Origin of the sequence: Mesorhizobium sp. M0408 (genome assembly GCF_040321495.1) — a bacterium.
Taxonomy (GTDB): Bacteria; Pseudomonadota; Alphaproteobacteria; order Rhizobiales; family Rhizobiaceae; genus Mesorhizobium.
This window is the reverse complement of record NZ_JAMYRO010000004.1, coordinates 123,029-141,667: the sequence shown is the minus strand read 5'-3', so window position 1 is coordinate 141,667 and position 18,639 is coordinate 123,029. Positions and strand designations below refer to the sequence as shown.

Here is an 18,639-nt window from a genome sequence, read left to right as displayed (position 1 = left end):
TTCCAGCACTGGTCAGCCGGCGCGGCCATCGTAGCTGCCGACCAGCTTCCTGTGGAAGCGCACGTAACCTCGTTCGGTCGTGCGTAAATGCTCCGCGACGATGTCATGGAAGCGCGGCAGGCGGTGGAAGGGAACGGCCGGATAGGAATGGTGCTCGGAATGGTACGGCATGTTCCAAGCCACGAAGCGCACCAGCCTTGTGGTGAAGGTGGTGCGGGTGTTCTCGAGCATGTTGGCGACATGCGGGCACAACGCGTGCTCGGCCAGCAGGTAGGCACGCAAAAACGGCTGTCCGACCAGCACCGGCAAGATCCAGACCCACAACAGCAGCGCCGACTGCGCGGCGAGCGATGCGGCCAGCAATGCCGCATGGCCGATCAGGAACAGCCGTGCTTCGGCAACCACCTTGCCGCGGCCCTTTTCCGGCACAAAGCCGTCGCGGTTGCGGCCCGCCGCATTGGTTGCGATCACACGGCCCATGGCGATCCAATAGGGGCCGCCTGACAGATAGCGCAGATATTGGCTGATGGTCTCCGGCTTCGGGGCCATCAGTTCGGGGTCGTTGTCCGGGTCGTGCGTATGGCGGTGATGGGCGAAATGGAAATAGCGGAACCATTCCGGCGGCAGCAGGATCAGGAAGCCGGCCACGGCGGCAACAGCGCGATTGAGCCACGCCGTCCTGAACGCCGTTTCATGGATGGTCTCGTGCAACAGCGTGAAGAAGAAGACGATCAGGATTCCCTGCGGCAAGACGAGCAGCGGCCAGAACGGGATGCGGGCGGCGATCAGCGCGCCTAGCAGGATAACCAGCCCGGCATGGACCGCCAGCCGGACAATGCCTGGCCGGTCAACCCTGGCGGTGAGGTCGCGACGGTCCTCGACCGAAAGGCCGGCAATGATGGTGCGGTGGTCGATGTCGCTCATGATGCAATGTTAGTGGCGGGTGGCTGTCCGGTAAATCGGCGCGTCACCAGACGCCGTTCCTTATCCCCGTCCAGAGATAAAACCATACCGTCGGATGATACCATTGTTTCGAAGGCAGGCCGGGATCCACCGTGCCGACCTTGCCGGCCAGCGCATCCCTGACCGCTTCGACGCAGATGTCGCGCGAGAAGGCCGCCTGCCGCAACGCGTAGCTTGAAATTGTGTCGCCCGGCTGCGGTTTGCCACGCGTCTGCCGCAGCACGCCGCCAGTGTCGACGCCGGCGTCGACCAGATGTACGGTGGTGCCGAAGTTCTCCGCATCGCCTGAAGCCAGCGCCCAGTAGCCGCCGTTCATGCCGCGATATTTCGGGGCGATGCCGGCGTGGTAGTTGAGGACCGGGCAAGGGATTTTCGCCAGCGTCTGCCGCGACAGCAAGCGGCAGCCGGCGAGCAGCACCACACCCGGCTGGATTTCCGCGATCGCCTGCAGGCACTCCGGCGCGTTGGCCGACGAGACATAAATGATCTTTTGCCCAGGCTTCGGTTCGGTTTGCAGCTTCTGCCCGGCGGCAAGCCGTGCTGCGTGGCCGGCGAAGAAGCGCTTGCCGAGGCGCGTCAGCACCATCGTGCCGAGTTGACCGATGGCCGAGGTCCAGCCTTGCCGCCGCGCCCGCGCGAGAAGCAATTGCTTTTTGGATTCAGGAGCTTCGAGGATGACGCTGACCGGGCCGAGTTGATCGGCGACGGCGTTGACGATCGCCCAGATATGCGGGCCGCCTTCGGTGACGACGACGATCGGCCGTTGGTTTGTTTTCGACAGTGCCATGCTCTGCGACCCCCCCGCAAAGAACCTGTTCTTTGCGCGCGAATGCTAGGCTGACCGGGTTAACCCCTGGTGATCGGGGCTCAGCGCTTGAATTCGAGGATATCGAGCTTCGATTCGTAATAGGGCGCCGGGAACTCGATGCGCCATTCACTGGCGCTGTTGCGGAAGGCATAGCCGACCTGATCGCTTTCCGGGCCGCTGCCGTAGGGCTTTGCCGGATCGTCGTTGACGTGGAAGGAACCGAGATAGATCGCGCGTTTCTCGCCATCGTCGAAGAAGCGGCCCTTGGTGCGCTGCGAGCCGGTGATCTTTTCCAGTCTCCAGCCGGAGCCGTCGTCACTCACCTTGCATTTGAACCAGCCATAGATGACGAGCGGGCTCAATCCGCCGGCCTTGATGGTGCGGCATTGCCATTTGCCGGTCAGGTCCCTGTCAGAGAAGGGAACCAGCGGCTTTGCCAGCAAAGCGTCGAGCTGCTTGACCTCGGCGGGATCGCCGGCCTTCGCCTCGTCAAGCGCTGCCTTGCGCGTCTCGCCATATTTGTTGAGCCGCGCCTTGTCGGCAGCCGTTATCAGCTTCTGCACCTCGCCATCGGCCAACGCGGGCATGGTCAAGCAGAGGACAGTTGCTGCGGCAAACATGAGGCGAGCGATCATCGGTGGCGTTTCCCTTTTGTTGGCTGGAGCAGGCTGTTTTCTTGTCTGGCGCATACCTTAATGTTTCGCCGCGTTCTGTCATCCGTGCCTGAGCATCGACAGCAGAAACGAGGTGCAAAAGAATGCGGATCTTGCTGACGGGATCGTCCGGTTGGCTGGGCAGCGCCTTGGCGCCGCGCCTGCGGGCTCTTGGTCATGACGTCACCGGCCTCGATCCCGTCCCATCCTCGGAAACGCGAATCGTCGGCTCAGTCGCCGATCGCGACCTGGTCATGAGGGCGGTCGAGGAGAACCGCGTCGAGGCCATCATCCATAGCGGCGCGCTGCACAAGCCTGACATCGAACGTCATCGCAACGAGGATTTCGTCGAGACGAATGTGCGCGGCACGCTCAACCTGCTCGACGCGGCGGCAGCATTCGGCGTTCAGCGCTTCGTGTTCACGTCGACGACGTCGCTGATGATTTCCCAAACCATTCGCGCCGGCTTCACCGGCGGGACGCGCAAGGCGGCATGGCTGACGGAAGACATTTCGCCCGAACCGCGCAACATCTACGGCGTCACCAAGCTTTCAGCCGAACAGCTCTGCCGGCTCTATCATTTGCAGTTCGGCCTGCCGGTGATCGTGTTGCGCACCGCCCGGTTTTTTCCCGAGGCGGACGACATGGCGCACGTGATCGAACAGTCGGATGCCAACACCAAGGCCAATGAGCTGTTGTTCCGCCGGCTGACGGTGGAGGACGCAGCCGACGCCCACATCGCTGCCCTGGAGAAAGCGCCGCAATTGGGCTTCGACACTTTCATCATCTCGGCACCGACGCCTTTCCAGCCCGAAGATTGCGCGGCCTTGATCGCCGACGCGCCGTCGGTCGTCGCGCGCTATTTTCCGGATTATCCGGCACTCTACACGAAGAAAGGCTGGACGATGTTTTCGTCGATCGACCGGGTCTATGATGCGTCGCGGGCGAGGGACCGGCTGGGTTTCGTCTGCAAGACGAGCTTTGCAGACGTGCTCGCCGGGCTCGAAGCTGAAGAAGGCCTTGCCTAGAAGTATCGTCAAGCCAGGATTGCAGCGCTGGCCAGTTCCTTCGTCAGGTCGCCATAGCCGGTCGAGCGGCGCTCATAGGCGAGGCCGAGCATTTTCGCCGCCTTTTCAGCAACCTTGTCGAGTTCCGGGTCGTTGGTCTGAGCGATATAGATCAGCTTCTCGTAGTTGCCGAAATAGTCCTTGATCAGCTCCGGGTGCTTGTCCAGGCCGAGCGGCTTCATGAAGAAGGCATCGAATTGCCGGCAGAGGAAATCGGTCATGTAGAACGACATCATGTCGTCATCGGCGACCTTCGCATAGGCATCCACGCCCTGGTAGAAGGCAAAGCAATGCGGCCCGGCCATACGCTCGACGCCGTGCTTCTCGCAGATCCGGTCGAGCAGGCCACCCGTGCCGCAATCGGCATAGCCGACGAAGATGTGTCTGTAGCCGTCGGTCTTGGCCTTCTCGATAGCCTTGTCCATGGCCGGCGCGATGCGGTCCGGATAGAAATGGAACTCCGCCGGCAGGCAAGTCAGGTCGAGGTGGTCGAGCCTGAGCTGCTCCTTGACCGCCAAAACTTCGCGCGCAATCATTCCGCAGGCGATGACGAGCAGCCTGTCGCCTTGATCGGATTGTCGTTTTCGCGCGGTAGTCATGGAACCAGTCTAATCCATCTTCGTTGCTGCCAGCGAATTTATATGCTGAGGGAGACACCAATCATGAAATTGTTCCGCGTCGCGCCAATCGCTATTCTCGCCTGCGCCTTGGCTGTTTCGGCCTGCGCCAACACGGTGCGCGGCGTCGGTAAGGATATCAAATCCACTGCGAAGGCAGTTGACGATACCGTCAAGAAACCCTGATCCGCACGGCCCTAAACATTTGGGAATAAAAAAGCCGCACTGCAAGGCGCGGCTTTTCTCGTCGGTGCCGGACTTATTGGCTCAGGCCGAAGCGCGGACGTTGTGCTTGCGCTTCATGAAGTCCTTGGCGGTCTCGACCGCCACCGCGGCGTCGCGGCAATACGCGTCGGCGCCGACGGCTTTGCCGAATTCCTCGTTGAGCGGTGCGCCGCCGACCAGCACGACATAGTCATCGCGAATGCCCTTTTCCTTCATCGTATCGATGACGACTTTCATGTAAGGCATGGTCGTCGTCAGCAGCGCCGACATGCCGATGATGTCGGGCTGGTGCTTTTCGATGGCATCGAGATATTTTTCGACCGCATTGTTGATGCCGAGGTCAATGACATCGAAGCCGGCGCCTTCCATCATCATGCCGACCAGATTCTTGCCGATGTCATGGATGTCGCCCTTGACGGTGCCGATCACCATCTTGCCCTGCTTCGGCGCGCCGGTGGCGACAAGCAGCGGACGCAGGATGAACATGCCGGCCTTCATCGCGTTGGCCGACAGCAGCACTTCGGGAACGAACAGGATGCCGTCGCGGAAGTCCTCGCCGACGATGCGCATGCCCTCGACCAGAGCCTCGGTTAACACCTTGTAAGGCGCCCAGCCGCGCTCGAGAAGGATATTGGTGCCTTCCTCGATTTCTTCCTTCAACCCGTCATAAAGATCGTCGTGCATCTGCTGCACCAACTCGTCGTCGGAGAGTTCCGAAAGGATGATCTCGTCGTCGGCCATTTTTTCTCAGGCTCCTTGCCGGCTACAACTGTTGCGGCAGCTTAAAAATATCGCGTCAATACCTAACCCGCACGGGCCGGTTGTCCATAGCTGATTTGCGACTTCCCGCAAAACGAAAGCGACCGTAAATCTCTTGGAATTCTTGTCGATTTTGCGACAGGCGTTGGCGCTGGCGGGCCGTTTCGAATAGGGTGCATGGCTACGATCCGGCCAGAGACCGCAATATGCGGCCGCAAACGGATTTCAGGCCGGTTCAAGAGCCCGGCCGGAGTAAATCAGGCCAGAACGAAAGCCAGGGAAGAACGATTATGAGTGAGAACGCGCCGGTCGATCAGGAAGCGTCAAACGCACGGCGCGGGCGCGCTGCCAGCGGTGGCGCCGCAGCCCGACGGGCTGCGCGTTCGGGCGGCGGCCCCGGCACACAGCTCACCTATATCAAGCGCAAGATCAACGTCTATGAAGTGCTGGACGAGGAAGGGCTGGCGCTGATCGAAAAGAACACCGACACCGTGCTGGAGGAGATCGGCATCATCTTCCGCGACGACGCCGAGGCGCTGCAGCTTTGGAAAGAGGCGGGCGCCGACGTCAAGGGCGAGCGGGTGCATTTCCCCAAGGGCCTCTGCCGCTCGCTGTTGAAGACCGCTCCGTCCGTCTATACCCAGCACGCCCGCAACGGCGAGCGCTCGGTGCAGATCGGCGGCAACGCGACAGTGTTCGCGCCGGTCTATGGACCGCCCTTCGTGCGCGATCTCGACGGCGTCAGGCGCTATGCGACGATCGAGGATTTCCGGAATTTCGTGAAACTCGCCTATATGGCGCCGTCGATCCATCATTCGGGCGGCACGGTTTGCGAGCCGGTCGACGTGCCGGTCAACAAACGGCATCTCGACATGGTCTACAGCCATATCAAATATTCGGACAAGCCGTTCATGGGCTCGGTGACCGCGCCCGAGCGCGCTGAAGATACGGTGGCGATGGCCAAGATCGTGTTTGGTGACGATTTCGTCGAGAACAACACGGTGCTGACCAGCCTGATCAATGCCAACTCGCCGATGGTCTTCGACGAGACCATGCTGGGAGCGCTGAAGGTCTATTCGCGCCACAATCAGGCCTGCATCGTCACGCCGTTCATCCTTGCCGGTGCGATGAGCCCGGTGACGGTCGCCGGCACGCTGACCCAGGTTTTGGCCGAGGTTCTGGCCGGGGCGTCGTTCACACAGCTGATCCGGCCGGGTGCGCCGGTGCTGTTCGGCACCTTCGCCTCGTCGATCTCAATGCAGTCTGGCGCGCCGACCTTCGGCACGCCGGAGCCGTCGCTTGTCTCGTATGGCGCCGCACAGCTTGCCCGTCGGCTCGGCCTGCCGTTTCGCACCGGCGGTTCGCTCTGTGCTTCAAAAATCCCCGATGCGCAGGCCGCCTACGAGAGCGCCAACACGCTCAACTCGACGATCCTCGCCGGCACCAACTTCGTGCTGCATTCGGCCGGCTGGCTCGAGGGCGGTCTCGCCTCCTGCTACGAAAAATTCATGATGGACATCGACCAGCTCGGCATGACGCAGAAGTTCTCCGAGGGTGTCGACCTGTCGGAAAACGGCCAGGCGATGGATGCCATCCGCCAGGTCGGCCCAGGCAGCCACTATCTCGGCTGCGATCACACCCAGGCCAATTTCCAGACCGCGTTCTACCGCTCCAACATCGCCGATAACAATTCCTACGAGCAGTGGCTGGCCGAAGGCGAAAAAACCGCGCCGCAGCGCGCCAACGAGCTCGCGCGCCGCTGGCTCGAAAGCTACGAGGCGCCGTATCTCGATCCGGGCATCGACGATGGGCTGAAGGACTTCATCGCCAGGAAGAAGTCGTCGATGGCCGACGCCTTCACCTGAAAGGAGCCCGAATCAGGCGGGGCTAAAGTCGCCAACATCATCCACAAGGAAGTCTGGCGGAGTGCCTTCTCCGACCCGGACAAGAAGGGGTGATCCCGAGCGCGGCATGACTGAAACCATCGCGGCAGCGCTTTCCGCCTCCGGCCTCATGCTTCGCGGCGGCTTCAATTTTGCAGGTGGTGAAGAAACACCCTCCGGTCTCTCCGGCGTCGCCGCCAAATCCGTGCTGCTGGTGGGGCAGGCGGGTGCCGCACCTTGGCCGCACTTCCTGCGCTGGTTGGAGAAACAGTCACAGCCGATCGACGATCCGCTCGACAGATGGTCGCGCGAAGTGATCGGCGCGGTGGCCGGAAAATTCGGGGCGCGCGCCGTGTCACCGTCCGACAGGCCTTATCTGCCGTTCCAGCAATGGGCGATGCGTGCGGAGGGGCTGAAGCCGTCGCCGCTCGGCATTCTCATGCATCCGAAATACGGGCTCTGGCATGCCTATCGCGGCGCGCTGCTGTTCGAAAATGAGATTGCGCTCCAAGAACCCCACGACGTGATTCACCTTTGCGATACATGTTTGGAAAAACCTTGCCTGAAATCCTGTCCGGTCGAGGCTTATTCTGCGAATGGTTTTGCACATGAAACCTGTCTGGCCCATGTGCGCGGGCAAAACGGCGCGCCCTGCCGGACCGGCGGCTGCCTCGAACGCAACGCCTGTCCTTACGCTACCGATTATCGCTATCCGGCCGAGGTTCAGGCCTTTCACATGGCAGCATTCGCGCGTCTGTAGCGTCGCCGAATGCCGCACGAAATCTTGAAGCAGATCGCCTCATTACAGCTTGCCGCGACGGTCACCGCGGGTATCTATCGCACGTCAGATCAACGGAGCGGATGATGGCCACGCAAGCGATGCAGATCAAGACAAGCGACGGCATTGCCAAGGCCCGGCTGTACCGTTCGGCGGCCCCAGCCAAGGCAGCGATCATCCTCTACATGGACGTTTTCGGTCCGCGACCGGCGCTTGATCAGATGGCGGAGCGGCTTACGGGCGAGGGCTATGCGGTGCTTGTGCCGGACCTTTTTTACCGCAATGCGCCCTACGGTCCGTTCGATCCCAAGACTGCGTTCGGCGACGAGAGGAGCAAGGCCGCCATCACAGGTCTCCTGGGCGGCACGACCCAGGAGATGACGATCCGCGACAGCGGCGCTTTCCTCGATGTGCTCGCTGCCCAGGGCCTAACCGGGCCGGTCGGCATTGTCGGCTATTGCATGGGCGGAGCGCGGGCGCTGAACGCGGCGGCCAGCTATCCCGATCGCATCGCCGCCGCGGCCACTTTTCACGGCGGCAATCTGGCTGGTGACGCAGCCGACAGTCCGCATCGGAAGGCCGCCTCGGTCAAGGCAAGGGTCTATATCGGCACTGCCGGTGTGGACCGCAGCTTTCCGCCGGAGCAATCGGCGCGGCTGGCCGAAACACTGCGCGCCGCCGAGGTCGATCATGTCATAGAGAACTATGCCGGCATGGCGCATGGCTGGTGCATGCCGGACCATAGTGCCTTCGATGCAGCCGGCGCCGAACGCCACTGGAAGCGGCTGACGACGCTGTTTGCGGAGACGCTCGGCCAAGGCACGCCAACCATTACGACGTGACCGCCCGCCAAAAAATTCTTTCCATCGCCCCAAGGAACCGCCATTAGCCTTCGTCCAACAGGCAAATGATGGCGATGATGCTGGACGAAAGCGAAGCCTCCGACGCCGAACTGATCGGACGGGCGAAGGGCGGAGACCGGGGTGCTTTCGGCAAGTTGCTCGAAAGGCACTATGGTTTCGTCTATCGCGCCGCCTATCGTTGGTGCGGGAAAAAGGCCGACGCCGAGGACATCGCCCAGGAAGTCTGCGTCCGGCTCGGGCGGGCGATCCGCGACTATCACGGCAGCGGTGCCTTCACGACGTGGCTCTACACCATGACGCTGAATGCGGCGCGCGACATGATGCGCAAGACCGCCCGCGAGACGGTCAAGACCGAGGCCTATGGCGCCTATGCGCTGATTTCGGGGGAAATCTCGGCTGAGCCGGAAGACCCGGCCGAGACGCTCTGGGCAGCGGTGCGCAAGCTGCCGGACAAGCAGCGCGATGCGGTGCTGCTGGTTTATGGCGAAGGGCTGAGCCACGCCGCCGCCGCCGAGGCGATGGCGATCTCGGAGACGACGGTTTCCTGGCACATCCATGAAGCGAAGAAACGGCTGAAGACGCTGATGCGTTCAGCCGGGGAAGTGTGACCATGGTCGACGACAACGAACTGAACAGACTGCGCGACATCGCAGCACCGGCGCCGGACGCGGACGCAAAGGCGCGTGCCCTCCAGGCCGCGCTGCGCGCCTATGACATGGAAGAAAAAACTTTGCCGGGCGCCCAAGGATCGGTGAGCGGGCTTCGTCTCACAGAGCGAGCACAAAGGCTCTGGAGCGAAATCATGCAAAAGAAACTCTTCGCCACGCCGGCCATTGCCGGGCTCGTTGCCCTGCCGATCGCCGGATACGCTACCATTTATATGCTGGGGGAATCCAAATTCGGCGGGCCCGAATTCGGCGGGGATAAGATCACCGAAACGCTGGCTGACAAACCGGCGACCGTCAAACCGCCGGTCGTTGCCGAAGCGGACAAGCAGAAGAAGGCGGACGCCGACAGTGAAAGCCGCGACACCGGCGAGGCGCTTGTGGCGCCGACATCGCCGCCGAAGGCGGAATCGACCGCGGTCGGCGGGCTGACGCAGCAGGATGTGCTCAGCCGCAATGCACCCGAACCGGCGCAGAGCGGCGAGTTCGCGTTGGATGGGGGTGCAAGCTCCGCGGCTCCGGCAGTCGATGGCGGCGCGCGGGTCGGACGCGTGCCTGGCACGGTTGCCGAGCCCAAGCTGATGGCACAGCAGCCCGCCGCTGCGCCGGCCGACCAGATGCTGCCGCAAGAGGAAAACCGCGACCGCGTCGAGAATTTCAAGACCAACCCGGTGCATGCCGCACTTGAAGACCCGGTCTCGACCTTCTCGATCGATGTCGACACCGCTTCCTATTCCTTCGTCCGGCGCTCGCTGAAGGAAGGCTTTATCCCGCAGGCCGACACGGTTCGCGTCGAGGAGATGATCAACTACTTCCCTTATGCCTGGAAGGGACCGGACTCCGCCTCGACGCCGTTCCACTCGACCGTCAGCGTCATGCCGACGCCGTGGAACGAGCACACCAGGCTGATGCATGTCGCAATCAAGGGTTTCGACGTGAAGCCGGCCGAGCAGCCCAGGGCCAATCTGGTCTTCCTGATCGATGTGTCGGGCTCGATGAACGAGCAGGACAAGCTGCCGCTCCTGCAGTCGGCCTTCCGGCTGCTTGTCAACAAGCTGAGACCTGACGACACCGTCTCGATCGTCACCTATGCGGGCGATGCCGGTACCGTGCTGGAGCCCACCAAGGCTTCGGAAAAGGACAAGATCCTCGCTGCCATCGACAATCTGACATCCGGCGGCTCGACGGCAGGCGAGGCCGGCATCAAGGAAGCCTACAGGCTGGCGCAGAAATCCTTCGTCAAGGACGGCATCAATCGGGTGATGCTCGCCACCGATGGCGACTTCAATGTCGGCCAGACCGACGACGACGACCTGAAGCGGCTGATCGAAAAGGAGCGCAAGACAGGCGTATTCCTGTCGGTGTTCGGCTTCGGCCGCGACAATCTGAACGACCAGATGATGCAGACCATCGCCCAGAACGGCAATGGCACTGCTGCCTACATCGATACGTTGGCGGAGGCCGAGAAGGTGCTGGTCGAGGATGCCTCCTCGACACTGTTCACCATCGCCAAGGACGTGAAGATCCAGGTCGAGTTCAACCCGAACAAGGTCTCGGAGTACCGGCTGATTGGCTACGAAACCCGCGCCTTGAACCGAGAGGATTTCAACAATGACCGGGTCGATGCCGGCGAGATCGGCTCAGGTCATTCAGTCACCGCGATCTACGAGATCACGCCTAAGGGCAGCGGCGGCGAACAGATCGACCAGCTGCGCTACGGCCAGGCCTCGGTGAACAATGGCGGTGTCGCCAATGCCGACGAATATGCTTTCGTCAAGATCCGTTACAAGCTGCCGAACGAGGACACCTCGAAGCTGATCACCACGCCGGTAACGTCAACCAACGAGGTGGCGTCGTTCGACCAGGCCAGCACCGACCAGCGTTTCTCCGTTGCCGTTGCTGCCTTCGGCCAGAAGCTGCGCGACGAGGATGCGACCGCGAAGTTCGGCTACGACAAGATCATGCAGATTGCCACCGCCGCCAGAGGAGCCGACCCGTTTGGATACCGGTCCGAGTTCCTCTCGCTTGTGCGCCTTGCCTCGGCGCTCGGCGGTAACCGGTAGTGGCAATGACGGCCGGTTTCTTCAGATGGGATCGTTCTGATAGGGGGAGCCGGCCTACGGGCGGGTGAGGCAGGCCGGCGAGGGAAACCTTGCCGGCCTTTTTTCGCGGCCGCACTGCTTCGCGCGGACCATGTCGCAGACGAAAGCGTCAGGCGCGTCCGCGGCGCCGCTCGCGGCGGGCTTCGCTGGTCTCGGCGACGTTGACCGTAGCCTGCTTGTTGCGCATCGGGCCGATGCGTTCGACGATCTGCTCGACGGTCGGGCGATCCGACTTGGTGTGCGCATCGAGCGCCTTGCGCATGGCGGCGAGGTGCTGGAACGAGGTGCCGCAGCAGCCGCCGACGATTTTGGCGCCGGCATCGACGGCGAGGCGCACATAGTCGGCCATCAGCTCGGGTGTGCCGGAATAGTAGATCTCGGCACCGCGAAATTCGGGAATGCCGCAATTGCCCTTGACGATCACCGTTGCTTCCGGCTTCGCCTCGGTCATGTCGAGCAGCGAAGCGAGAATGTCGGAGGCGCCGACACCGCAATTGGCGCCGACACCGAGCGGTGTCTGCGACAGGCCGTCGACGACGCCGTGGATGTCCTTCGGCAGCAGTCCCATCATGGTGCGGCCGGCGGTGTCGAAGGAGCCGGTATAGGTATAGGGCAGGCCGACGCGGATGGCGGCTTCGGCGGCGGCGCGGATTTCGTCAGGCGCCGACATGGTTTCGATCCAGGCGACTTCGGCGCCGCCGGCCTTCAGCCCCTCAATCTGCTCGGCAAAGGCTTCGACCGCCTCGTCATAGGTCATGGCGCCGAGCGGCACCAGCAGCTCGCCGGTCGGGCCAACGGAGCCGGCCACGATCACCTTGCGGCCAGCGTTGCCGGCGACGGCGCTTGCGATCTCGGCCGCGCGCTTGTTCAGCGCATAGACGCGGTCCTGCGCGTGGTGCAGCTTGAGCCGATGGCGGGTGCCGCCAAAAGAGTTGGTCAGGATGATGTCGGCGCCGGCATCGACAAAGTTCTGGTGCAGGCTGGTGATGGTGTCGGGCGCGGTCTCGTTCAAGAGCTCGGGAGCCTCTCCGGCCTCAAGGCCCATGGCGAACAGATTGGTGCCGGTGGCGCCATCGGCGAGCAGGACGCCCTTTTCGGCAAGCAGAGCGTCGATCGGATTGGTCATGTGAAAATACGCCTTCCCGGAAGAATAACTGAGATAAGGATATAAAGAATTCTTTATGTGCCGTCAATGTCGGCACGTAGAGCAACCGGTCAAAATTGCATCTCCGCCAGCTTTCGTGTGAAGCTGGCCGCTTCATGCGCGTTGACGTCCGCGGCACGGATCAGATTGTCGAAATGGCTGGTCAGGGTGCGGATCGGCTGCGTGGCGTTCAGCACCAGATACATGTCGCCGACGTAAATGGCGGCGCGATAGGGCCCGAAGATGGTGTAGGGGATCGAATAGCGCATCCGCCCGTCATAGAGAAACAGGCGGAAGGTGGGATAGAGGTCGTCGAGCAGCGTCGCCATATGGAGGAGCTGCTGGTGGCGGTCGGCCTCCGGAAAGCGGTCCCACACGCCCAGCCCACGCGCGAAGATCTCCAGCGTGTGGCGCGGCATACAGACTTCCATGTCGGTTTCGGGCCGTCGGTTGTAGTCGATGCGGTACTGCGTTTCGCCGGCCTGTGCCTCGCGGCTCTTGTTGGCGATGACGGCTTCGTAGTCGACAAGCGCCTCGGTGCGCAGAAGATCGGGAATGCCGGCCGGCACGTAGCGGATTTTCGTTCCCGCCGCCTCGGCATGCCAGCGAGCCAGCAGCGTGCGGTCGAAGCCGTCCGGCGCCTCCTCGATCTCAAGGCTCTCGCGGATTTCGCCGGTAACACCCTCGTCGTGGCTGAGGCCGAGCAACCAGTCGAGCGAGACTTTGAATTCGGCGGCGATGTTGAGCAGCGTTTCGGCGCGGGGAAGGCGGGTCGAGGCGCCGGAGAGCAGCTGCGACAGTGCCGAACGGTCGATGCCAACCGCGGCGGCGAAGGCCGACTGGTTCAAATCGGACCTTGTCAAGAGCATTTTCAGGCGCTCGCGAAAGATCGTCGACAGGTCGCGCTTGTCCAAATCTCTACTCTCCCTGACGTGAGCAAAATTTTGCGCCGAAGCGCTCTACATGGCGTTTCGAGCGCAAATGAATCTACGAGCTTGTTTACAATAGATAACATCTGCAGCTGAAAATGCGCAATCGCAACAGTTTGTGCGCTTTATCGCGTTGCAGCGATGCAACGCTCCTGACACAATGCTGTCAGGAATCAAACGGGTTCCGGCGACTGGAAGGCAGTGGTCGATAGCATGACGAGCATGGGCAACAGGCGACACGGCGCAGCGGGCATCGAATGGCCGACCGTATTTCTCGCACTTCTCTGCTACGGCGGCTGGCTCGCTACCGGCTTCCTGCTCTGGCCATCCTACCCGCTGCTGGCACTCGCCTTTCTGACCCTGATTGCGGCGCTGCAATCCTCGCTGATGCACGAGGTCCTGCACGGCCACCCAACCCGGAATGCGCGGCTCAACGAAGCCTTTGTGTTCCTGCCGATTGGCCTTGTCTGGCCGTTTCGCCGATTCAAGACCATTCATCTGCGCCACCATGCAGACGAGCGCCTGACCGATCCGCTCGACGATCCCGAAAGCTATTACAAGGCTCTCTGGCAGCACGAGGAGCTGCCGTCGGCGATGAAATTCCTGCTGAAGGTCAACAACACGATGATCGGGCGTTTGGTGCTAGGCCCGTGGCTTTCCTGCATCGGCTTTTTCATCGACGACGCCAGGCAGGTTGCCGCGGGCGACAATTCCATCCGCAAGGCATGGCTGCTGCATGCGATCGGCCTCGTCGTGGTGCTGCCCATCGTGCAGTTCGGCTTCGGCATGCCGTTGTGGCTTTACGTTCTGGTGCCGGTATGGCTGGGACAATCGCTGATTTCGATCCGCACCTACGCCGAGCACCAATGGTCTGAACATCCGGAAGGCCGCACGATCATCGTCGAGCGCTCGCCGCTGTCCTTCCTGTTCCTCAACAACAATCTGCATTTCGTCCATCACAAGAGCCCGACGGTGGCCTGGTACAGGCTGCCGAAGGTGTTTCGCGACCGCCGTGACGAATGGCTGCGGATGAACAATGGCTACGCCTATCCGAACTATTTCGTGCTGCTCAAGGCCTATGCCTTCAAGGCGAAGGAGCCGGTCGTCCATCCCGTGCTGCGGCGCATGCCGGAACCAGGACGCGCATTCAAGCCGCGCGTCAGGGCACGCAGCCTCAATGGGCTTGGCAGCGCACCGGTACCCGCCGAGCCGCCGAAAGAATGATTCTTGCGTTGTTGCAGGCGGTGCCGCGCGGACGACGCTTTCCTGACCTTGTCAATTTCCCCGCATAACGGTCAAATCCCGGCATGAGCGAATTCATTGCGGCTTTGCCGATGTACGACTGGCCGGAAGCGCGGGACGATGTCGACGCGCAATGGGCGCGGCTGCGCGATGCTTTCAGACAAAAAGGCATCGATGCGCCGGAGACGATCATCCGCCGCACCGGCGATTTGCCCCCCGTGCCTGGCGGTATTCGCGATGATCAGGGAAAACCCATCGCGCCCGATCCGGCGACATTGCCGCCGGACGAACTGGATTTTCACCAGCTCTGGCTGCATCCGGCGCTGCTCTTTGCGCAAACCTGCTGGGGACCGATGGAACTCGGCCTGTCGCAGCGTGTCCAGCTCGTCGGCCAGCCGCGTTACGACGCCTTCGAGGGTGGACAGGGCGAACTCTATTCGAGCGCCATCGTCATGAGGGCGGGCGAGGCACCGCCGGCAAGGGCGCCGGCCGACGGCGGTGCCGTCATTCCGCTCGATCAGCTTCGCAGCAAGCGCTTCACCTTCAACAGCCTCGATTCCATGTCGGGCATCATCGCGCCAGCCCGCGACCTGCAAGCATTGGGCGAGAGTTTGGATATCTTTTCCGCGCTGAGCGAAAGGTGTGGGCACCGTGCTTCGATCGTTGCCGTTGCCGAGGGCAGGGCGGACGTCGCGGCGATCGATTGCGAGAGCTGGGCGCTGGCGCAGCGTTTCGAGCCGGCGGCGCAGAAGGTGACGGTCGTCGGCTGGACAAGGCGGCGCAAAGGCTTGCCGTTCATCACCGCCAGGACGACGCCGGAAACGATCGTCGCCGCGATGCGCGAGGCGATCGCAGCGCTCACGTAAAGCGCGTCGCGTTCGGTCGGCCTCATGCGACGCGCTTTAGATTCTTGTTTTATGCATGTCGTTATCGCAAAGCCGCTGCACACTTTGCGCGACATGCATTAGCGTCGCTCAGCCGCCAAGTAGCCGATTGTCGAGCGGGTAGGTCGAAAGCTTCTCGTTGCCGGTTTCAGTGATCAGGATCTGTTCTTCGATCTTGACGCCTTCGTAGCCGCCAAGCCGACCGATATAGCTCTCGACGCACAGCACCATGCCAGGTTCGAGCACTCCGTCCGGTGTGTCGTCGGTCCAGTCGCTAGCATGCGGCAAAGTCGGGTATTCGTCGGCAAGGCCGACGCCGTGATAGAGCACCCCGTAACGGGCCGGGAAGCAGTCTCCCGGTGGCACTGACGAGCCCTCGACGAGGTCGCGGAACGATATGCCCGGCCGCATCAGCTCCGTGTTGTGGGCGATCTGGTCGGCGGCGATGCGGAACAGGTCGCGCTGCTCCTGCGACGGCGGCGCGTCACCGCAAAGCCAGGTGCGCGAAAGGTCGGCGCAGAAGCCGTAAGGACCGATCAGGTCGGTGTCGAAAGCGACGAGCTCGCCGGCCTCGATCGCCCGCGACGAACACTCCTGGAACCATGGATTGGTGCGCGGACCCGACGACAGGAGCCGGGTTTCGATCCATTCGCCGCCGCGCGCGATGTTGCCGCGATGGAGTTCGGCCCACAATTCGTTCTCGGAGATGCCAGGCCTCAGCGCCTTCTCCATCTCGCCCATCGCCGCCTCGCAAGCGGCGATCGCCCGGCGCATGGCAAGGATCTCGTCGGGTGATTTTATCAGCCGCGCATTTTCCATCACCGCCTCGCCATTGCCGGTCGAGATGCCGAGGCGGGCGAGCTCTTCGATGCCCTCGGGATTGATATGGTCGACGGCGATACGGCGATTGTCGCCACCATGTTCCAATACCAGCTCGGCGATGCCGGCTGCCCAGCGGCGGACTTTTGACCGGTCAGCTCGCCGCTGTACAGATAAGCCCACGACACCGCCGGCCGCACCTCGTCGACGACGCCGGAATGATCGGAAAGGTGCTCGCAGGAGAAATAGTCGAACAGCACCACCGGGCCATCGGTGGCAACGAAACAATGCCTGGTCCGATTGTGTGAGACCCAGAGCTGCATGTTGGTCGCATCCGTTGCGTAGCGGATGTTGACCGGATCGTAGAGCAGGGCTCCCGCATAGTCGCGGCGCTTCAGCTCGGCGCGGATGCGCTCGAGCCGGTATCGGCGCATGGCGGGCAGGTCAGGAGCAGCAATGCCCGCCGCCTGCCATTCGGCTTCCGCCAGCGCTCCATAGCCCAGCGCATGCTGGTTGAGTTCAGCGGCCTTCAGCCGCGATTTTTTGTGCAGCACATCATTCGAGCCGTCGGGCTCGAACGGCATGATCTTGCGGTGATGACGGGGCCGGTCAGTCGGGTTCCTGTCCACCCTCGGCTCCTCCGCTAACGCCTTCCTTGGGCGCCGTGGCTTCTCCCACCGCCATTCTCTTCAATCTTACATAGGCGCCGGCCCGGGCGGACTTGCCGGTGCCGCGCAACAGCGGAACCATCATTTGCCGTGGTTGGCCGTCCGGCTCATAGCCGGCCGCTTTGAGCTGCTCCAAAATGACCGGACGCGGATCGTCTCGGTCAAGCCAGACGAGTACGGCTGGCTCCTGCATCAGCGTTTCGAAATTAGGCACTTCCTGGTCAAGTGCGACCAGTTTTTCGTCGACCAACCGCAGGTTTCCGACCCATGCACCATCAGATATTGCGGTTTTGACCGGTCCGTCCGCAGTCAGTTGGCGATAGAGGGCGGGGTAATCCACGCGGATCATCCGCGAGAGGCCACTGGTCCCGTTTATCTGGACGTACCAGGTGGCGGGCGCGAGCAGCACGGCGATGATCGCTCCAGCCGCGATCACCAGGAGCTGCGCATTCCTGCCCCGCGGCGCCAGCCGTTCCATAGTGGCGACGATGGCCAGCGGCAACATGAACAGGACCGGCAGCAGCCAGCGGTCCTTGACCACCGTCACGCCGGTGGCAAGTACAAGTATTGCCAGCATGGCCAAGCCGAGCGCCAAGGTACGCCACAACAGAATTTCCCTTGCCGGACCTTTCGGGAGCCGCTCGGAGAAACGGAACTTCGCCAGCCAGAAAGCCAGGGCGGAAACGAGCACCGGCAAGACCGCGAAATTGAAGGTGCCCATGATAAACTTGCCGGCGCCGACAAAGGCCGCCGCCACGCGCCCTTGTTGCGCGTCTATTCCGAACTTCTCGCCTCTCGACAATAAATCGGCGGGATGCATGAGGCTCCAATAGGTGGTCGGCGCCAGCACCAATATCGCGACCGCTATGCTGATGGCGAACTTCGGATCGAGGATCGCGCTGCGCCATTCGCGCAGCGACAGCACGGCCGCAACAAGGGCCACCACGAGGAAGACATCATTATATTTGGCAAGAATTGCCGCCGCGGTGGCCAGGCCAAACGCCGCATAGGCGATCATGCTTCGCCGCTCGAGAAGATAGGCCATGGCCAGCAGGAGCAGCGAGCAGAAGCCGACGACGGCGACGGAATGCGACAAGGCGCGCTGCGATTCCCAGACGATCTGCGGGATCGTAAACAGGCCGAACATGGCCGCCGCCGCTGTCGCTTTGGTGTAGCCGAACCGCCGCATGGCGGCGAACACGCTGCAGGCGGCAAGGAACAGCACGGAGTATTTGACGAGCTTCAGCGTGAAGATACTGGTGCCGAAAACATGCGCGGCCAGCCAGTTGATCCAGGTGTAGAGAGGTGGTTGCGAGCCGCCATATCCAGCCCAGAGATACGGAACATAGATCAGTTGCTCCGCATCATCGATGCCGACGCCGGTTCCCGCCCAAGAGCTCAACAGGGACAGTATGATGGTCTGCAAGGCAAAATAAGCCGCGACCATGACGATCGCCGCCGGGAAGGGGCCGATCCGTCCCTCGGCCAGCCACTCGGCCCATCTCAGATTGTACTTCAATGAAATCTCATCGCCCTTGCCAGCAGAGTGTTGCCGGCTGCGCTAGCATGA

Annotated in this window: 17 protein-coding genes and 1 pseudogene; 9 read left to right on the top strand and 9 right to left on the bottom strand. The window is 62.2% G+C overall.

Annotation, left to right across the window (positions count from 1 at the left end):
* Nucleotides 1-12 precede the first annotated feature (12 nt).
* From NKI67_RS06240 to NKI67_RS06230, 3 genes are all read right to left on the bottom strand, one after another.
* Nucleotides 13-924: a fatty acid desaturase gene (locus NKI67_RS06240; RefSeq protein WP_352587653.1), complete on the bottom strand. Its 912-nt coding sequence runs from the start codon at nt 922-924 to the stop codon at nt 13-15.
* A 43-nt stretch (nt 925-967) separates the two neighbouring features.
* Nucleotides 968-1,750 carry a formyl transferase gene (locus NKI67_RS06235; RefSeq protein ID WP_352587656.1) on the bottom strand — a complete coding sequence of 261 codons (783 nt, stop codon included), beginning with the start codon at nt 1,748-1,750 and terminating at the stop codon, nt 968-970.
* An 80-nt stretch (nt 1,751-1,830) separates the two neighbouring features.
* Complete coding sequence (locus tag NKI67_RS06230) at nt 1,831-2,406, bottom strand: DUF4893 domain-containing protein (protein WP_023676510.1); 576 nt, start codon at nt 2,404-2,406, stop codon at nt 1,831-1,833.
* A 122-nt stretch (nt 2,407-2,528) separates the two neighbouring features.
* Between NKI67_RS06230 and NKI67_RS06225 the strand changes: the two genes are divergently transcribed.
* A complete protein-coding gene (locus NKI67_RS06225; RefSeq protein WP_352644778.1) occupies nt 2,529-3,452 on the top strand; it encodes an NAD-dependent epimerase/dehydratase family protein in 924 nt (307 codons plus the stop codon).
* A gap of 8 nt (nt 3,453-3,460) precedes the next feature.
* Here the strand turns inward: NKI67_RS06225 and NKI67_RS06220 are convergent, their stop codons facing one another.
* Nucleotides 3,461-4,090: a DUF1638 domain-containing protein gene (locus NKI67_RS06220; protein ID WP_352644777.1), complete on the bottom strand. Its 630-nt coding sequence runs from the start codon at nt 4,088-4,090 to the stop codon at nt 3,461-3,463.
* Nucleotides 4,091-4,153: 63 nt separating this feature from the next.
* Here NKI67_RS06220 and NKI67_RS06215 point away from each other — a divergent pair, with 63 nt between their 5' ends.
* Nucleotides 4,154-4,294 (top strand): entericidin A/B family lipoprotein, encoded by a 141-nt coding sequence (locus NKI67_RS06215; protein ID WP_023676507.1) that lies wholly within the window; start codon nt 4,154-4,156, stop codon nt 4,292-4,294.
* 81 nt (nt 4,295-4,375) lie between these two features.
* Here the strand turns inward: NKI67_RS06215 and NKI67_RS06210 are convergent, their stop codons facing one another.
* Nucleotides 4,376-5,074 (bottom strand): cobalamin B12-binding domain-containing protein, encoded by a 699-nt coding sequence (locus NKI67_RS06210; RefSeq protein ID WP_023676506.1) that lies wholly within the window; start codon nt 5,072-5,074, stop codon nt 4,376-4,378.
* Nucleotides 5,075-5,382: 308 nt separating this feature from the next.
* Between NKI67_RS06210 and NKI67_RS06205 the strand changes: the two genes are divergently transcribed.
* The 5 genes from NKI67_RS06205 (at nt 5,383) to NKI67_RS06185 (ending at nt 11,344) form a co-directional block, all read left to right on the top strand.
* The gene (locus tag NKI67_RS06205) at nt 5,383-6,957 is read left to right on the top strand and encodes a trimethylamine methyltransferase family protein (RefSeq protein ID WP_352587662.1); all 1,575 of its coding nucleotides are present in this window, start codon (nt 5,383-5,385) and stop codon (nt 6,955-6,957) included.
* Between the two features lie 106 nt (nt 6,958-7,063).
* Entirely contained in the window at nt 7,064-7,735 is a 672-nt protein-coding gene (locus tag NKI67_RS06200) for a ferredoxin (protein WP_023676504.1), read from the top strand.
* Between the two features lie 104 nt (nt 7,736-7,839).
* Complete coding sequence (locus NKI67_RS06195) at nt 7,840-8,595, top strand: dienelactone hydrolase family protein (protein ID WP_023676503.1); 756 nt, start codon at nt 7,840-7,842, stop codon at nt 8,593-8,595.
* Between the two features lie 68 nt (nt 8,596-8,663).
* Nucleotides 8,664-9,224 (top strand): RNA polymerase sigma factor, encoded by a 561-nt coding sequence (locus NKI67_RS06190; protein ID WP_023676502.1) that lies wholly within the window; start codon nt 8,664-8,666, stop codon nt 9,222-9,224.
* A 2-nt stretch (nt 9,225-9,226) separates the two neighbouring features.
* Nucleotides 9,227-11,344 (top strand): vWA domain-containing protein, encoded by a 2,118-nt coding sequence (locus NKI67_RS06185; protein ID WP_023676501.1) that lies wholly within the window; start codon nt 9,227-9,229, stop codon nt 11,342-11,344.
* 148 nt (nt 11,345-11,492) lie between these two features.
* On the opposite strand, the gene bmt is transcribed toward NKI67_RS06185, so the two are convergent.
* Both bmt and NKI67_RS06175 read right to left on the bottom strand, forming a co-directional pair.
* A complete protein-coding gene (gene bmt, locus NKI67_RS06180; RefSeq protein ID WP_352454606.1) occupies nt 11,493-12,509 on the bottom strand; it encodes a betaine--homocysteine S-methyltransferase in 1,017 nt (338 codons plus the stop codon).
* 89 nt (nt 12,510-12,598) lie between these two features.
* A complete protein-coding gene (locus tag NKI67_RS06175) occupies nt 12,599-13,441 on the bottom strand; it encodes a helix-turn-helix domain-containing protein (RefSeq protein ID WP_023676499.1) in 843 nt (280 codons plus the stop codon).
* A gap of 228 nt (nt 13,442-13,669) precedes the next feature.
* Here NKI67_RS06175 and NKI67_RS06170 point away from each other — a divergent pair, with 228 nt between their 5' ends.
* Nucleotides 13,670-14,680, top strand: coding sequence for a fatty acid desaturase (locus NKI67_RS06170; RefSeq protein WP_352644776.1), 1,011 nt, complete (start codon nt 13,670-13,672; stop codon nt 14,678-14,680).
* A gap of 83 nt (nt 14,681-14,763) precedes the next feature.
* The gene (locus tag NKI67_RS06165) at nt 14,764-15,564 is read left to right on the top strand and encodes a phosphate/phosphite/phosphonate ABC transporter substrate-binding protein (protein ID WP_352644774.1); all 801 of its coding nucleotides are present in this window, start codon (nt 14,764-14,766) and stop codon (nt 15,562-15,564) included.
* 108 nt (nt 15,565-15,672) lie between these two features.
* Here the strand turns inward: NKI67_RS06165 and NKI67_RS06160 are convergent.
* A pseudogene (locus NKI67_RS06160) lies at nt 15,673-16,985 on the bottom strand (M24 family metallopeptidase).
* A 25-nt stretch (nt 16,986-17,010) separates the two neighbouring features.
* On the bottom strand, nt 17,011-18,588 hold the full coding sequence (locus NKI67_RS06155) for an ArnT family glycosyltransferase (RefSeq protein WP_352644772.1): 1,578 nt from the start codon (nt 18,586-18,588) through the stop codon (nt 17,011-17,013).
* Nucleotides 18,589-18,639: the final 51 nt, after the last annotated feature.

Excerpts from the sequence above, each read along its gene's own strand:
- NKI67_RS06240 (WP_352587653.1), bottom strand. The coding sequence starts at position 924 with ATGAGCGACATCGACCACCGCACCATCATTGCCGGCCTTTCGGTCGAG.
- NKI67_RS06235 (WP_352587656.1), bottom strand. The coding sequence starts at position 1,750 with ATGGCACTGTCGAAAACAAACCAACGGCCGATCGTCGTCGTCACCGAA.
- NKI67_RS06230 (WP_023676510.1), bottom strand. The coding sequence starts at position 2,406 with ATGATCGCTCGCCTCATGTTTGCCGCAGCAACTGTCCTCTGCTTGACC.
- NKI67_RS06225 (WP_352644778.1), top strand. The coding sequence starts at position 2,529 with ATGCGGATCTTGCTGACGGGATCGTCCGGTTGGCTGGGCAGCGCCTTG.
- NKI67_RS06220 (WP_352644777.1), bottom strand. The coding sequence starts at position 4,090 with ATGACTACCGCGCGAAAACGACAATCCGATCAAGGCGACAGGCTGCTC.
- NKI67_RS06215 (WP_023676507.1), top strand. The coding sequence starts at position 4,154 with ATGAAATTGTTCCGCGTCGCGCCAATCGCTATTCTCGCCTGCGCCTTG.
- NKI67_RS06210 (WP_023676506.1), bottom strand. The coding sequence starts at position 5,074 with ATGGCCGACGACGAGATCATCCTTTCGGAACTCTCCGACGACGAGTTG.
- NKI67_RS06205 (WP_352587662.1), top strand. The coding sequence starts at position 5,383 with ATGAGTGAGAACGCGCCGGTCGATCAGGAAGCGTCAAACGCACGGCGC.
- NKI67_RS06200 (WP_023676504.1), top strand. The coding sequence starts at position 7,064 with ATGACTGAAACCATCGCGGCAGCGCTTTCCGCCTCCGGCCTCATGCTT.
- NKI67_RS06195 (WP_023676503.1), top strand. The coding sequence starts at position 7,840 with ATGGCCACGCAAGCGATGCAGATCAAGACAAGCGACGGCATTGCCAAG.
- NKI67_RS06190 (WP_023676502.1), top strand. The coding sequence starts at position 8,664 with ATGGCGATGATGCTGGACGAAAGCGAAGCCTCCGACGCCGAACTGATC.
- NKI67_RS06185 (WP_023676501.1), top strand. The coding sequence starts at position 9,227 with ATGGTCGACGACAACGAACTGAACAGACTGCGCGACATCGCAGCACCG.
- bmt (WP_352454606.1), bottom strand. The coding sequence starts at position 12,509 with ATGACCAATCCGATCGACGCTCTGCTTGCCGAAAAGGGCGTCCTGCTC.
- NKI67_RS06170 (WP_352644776.1), top strand. The coding sequence starts at position 13,670 with ATGACGAGCATGGGCAACAGGCGACACGGCGCAGCGGGCATCGAATGG.
- NKI67_RS06165 (WP_352644774.1), top strand. The coding sequence starts at position 14,764 with ATGAGCGAATTCATTGCGGCTTTGCCGATGTACGACTGGCCGGAAGCG.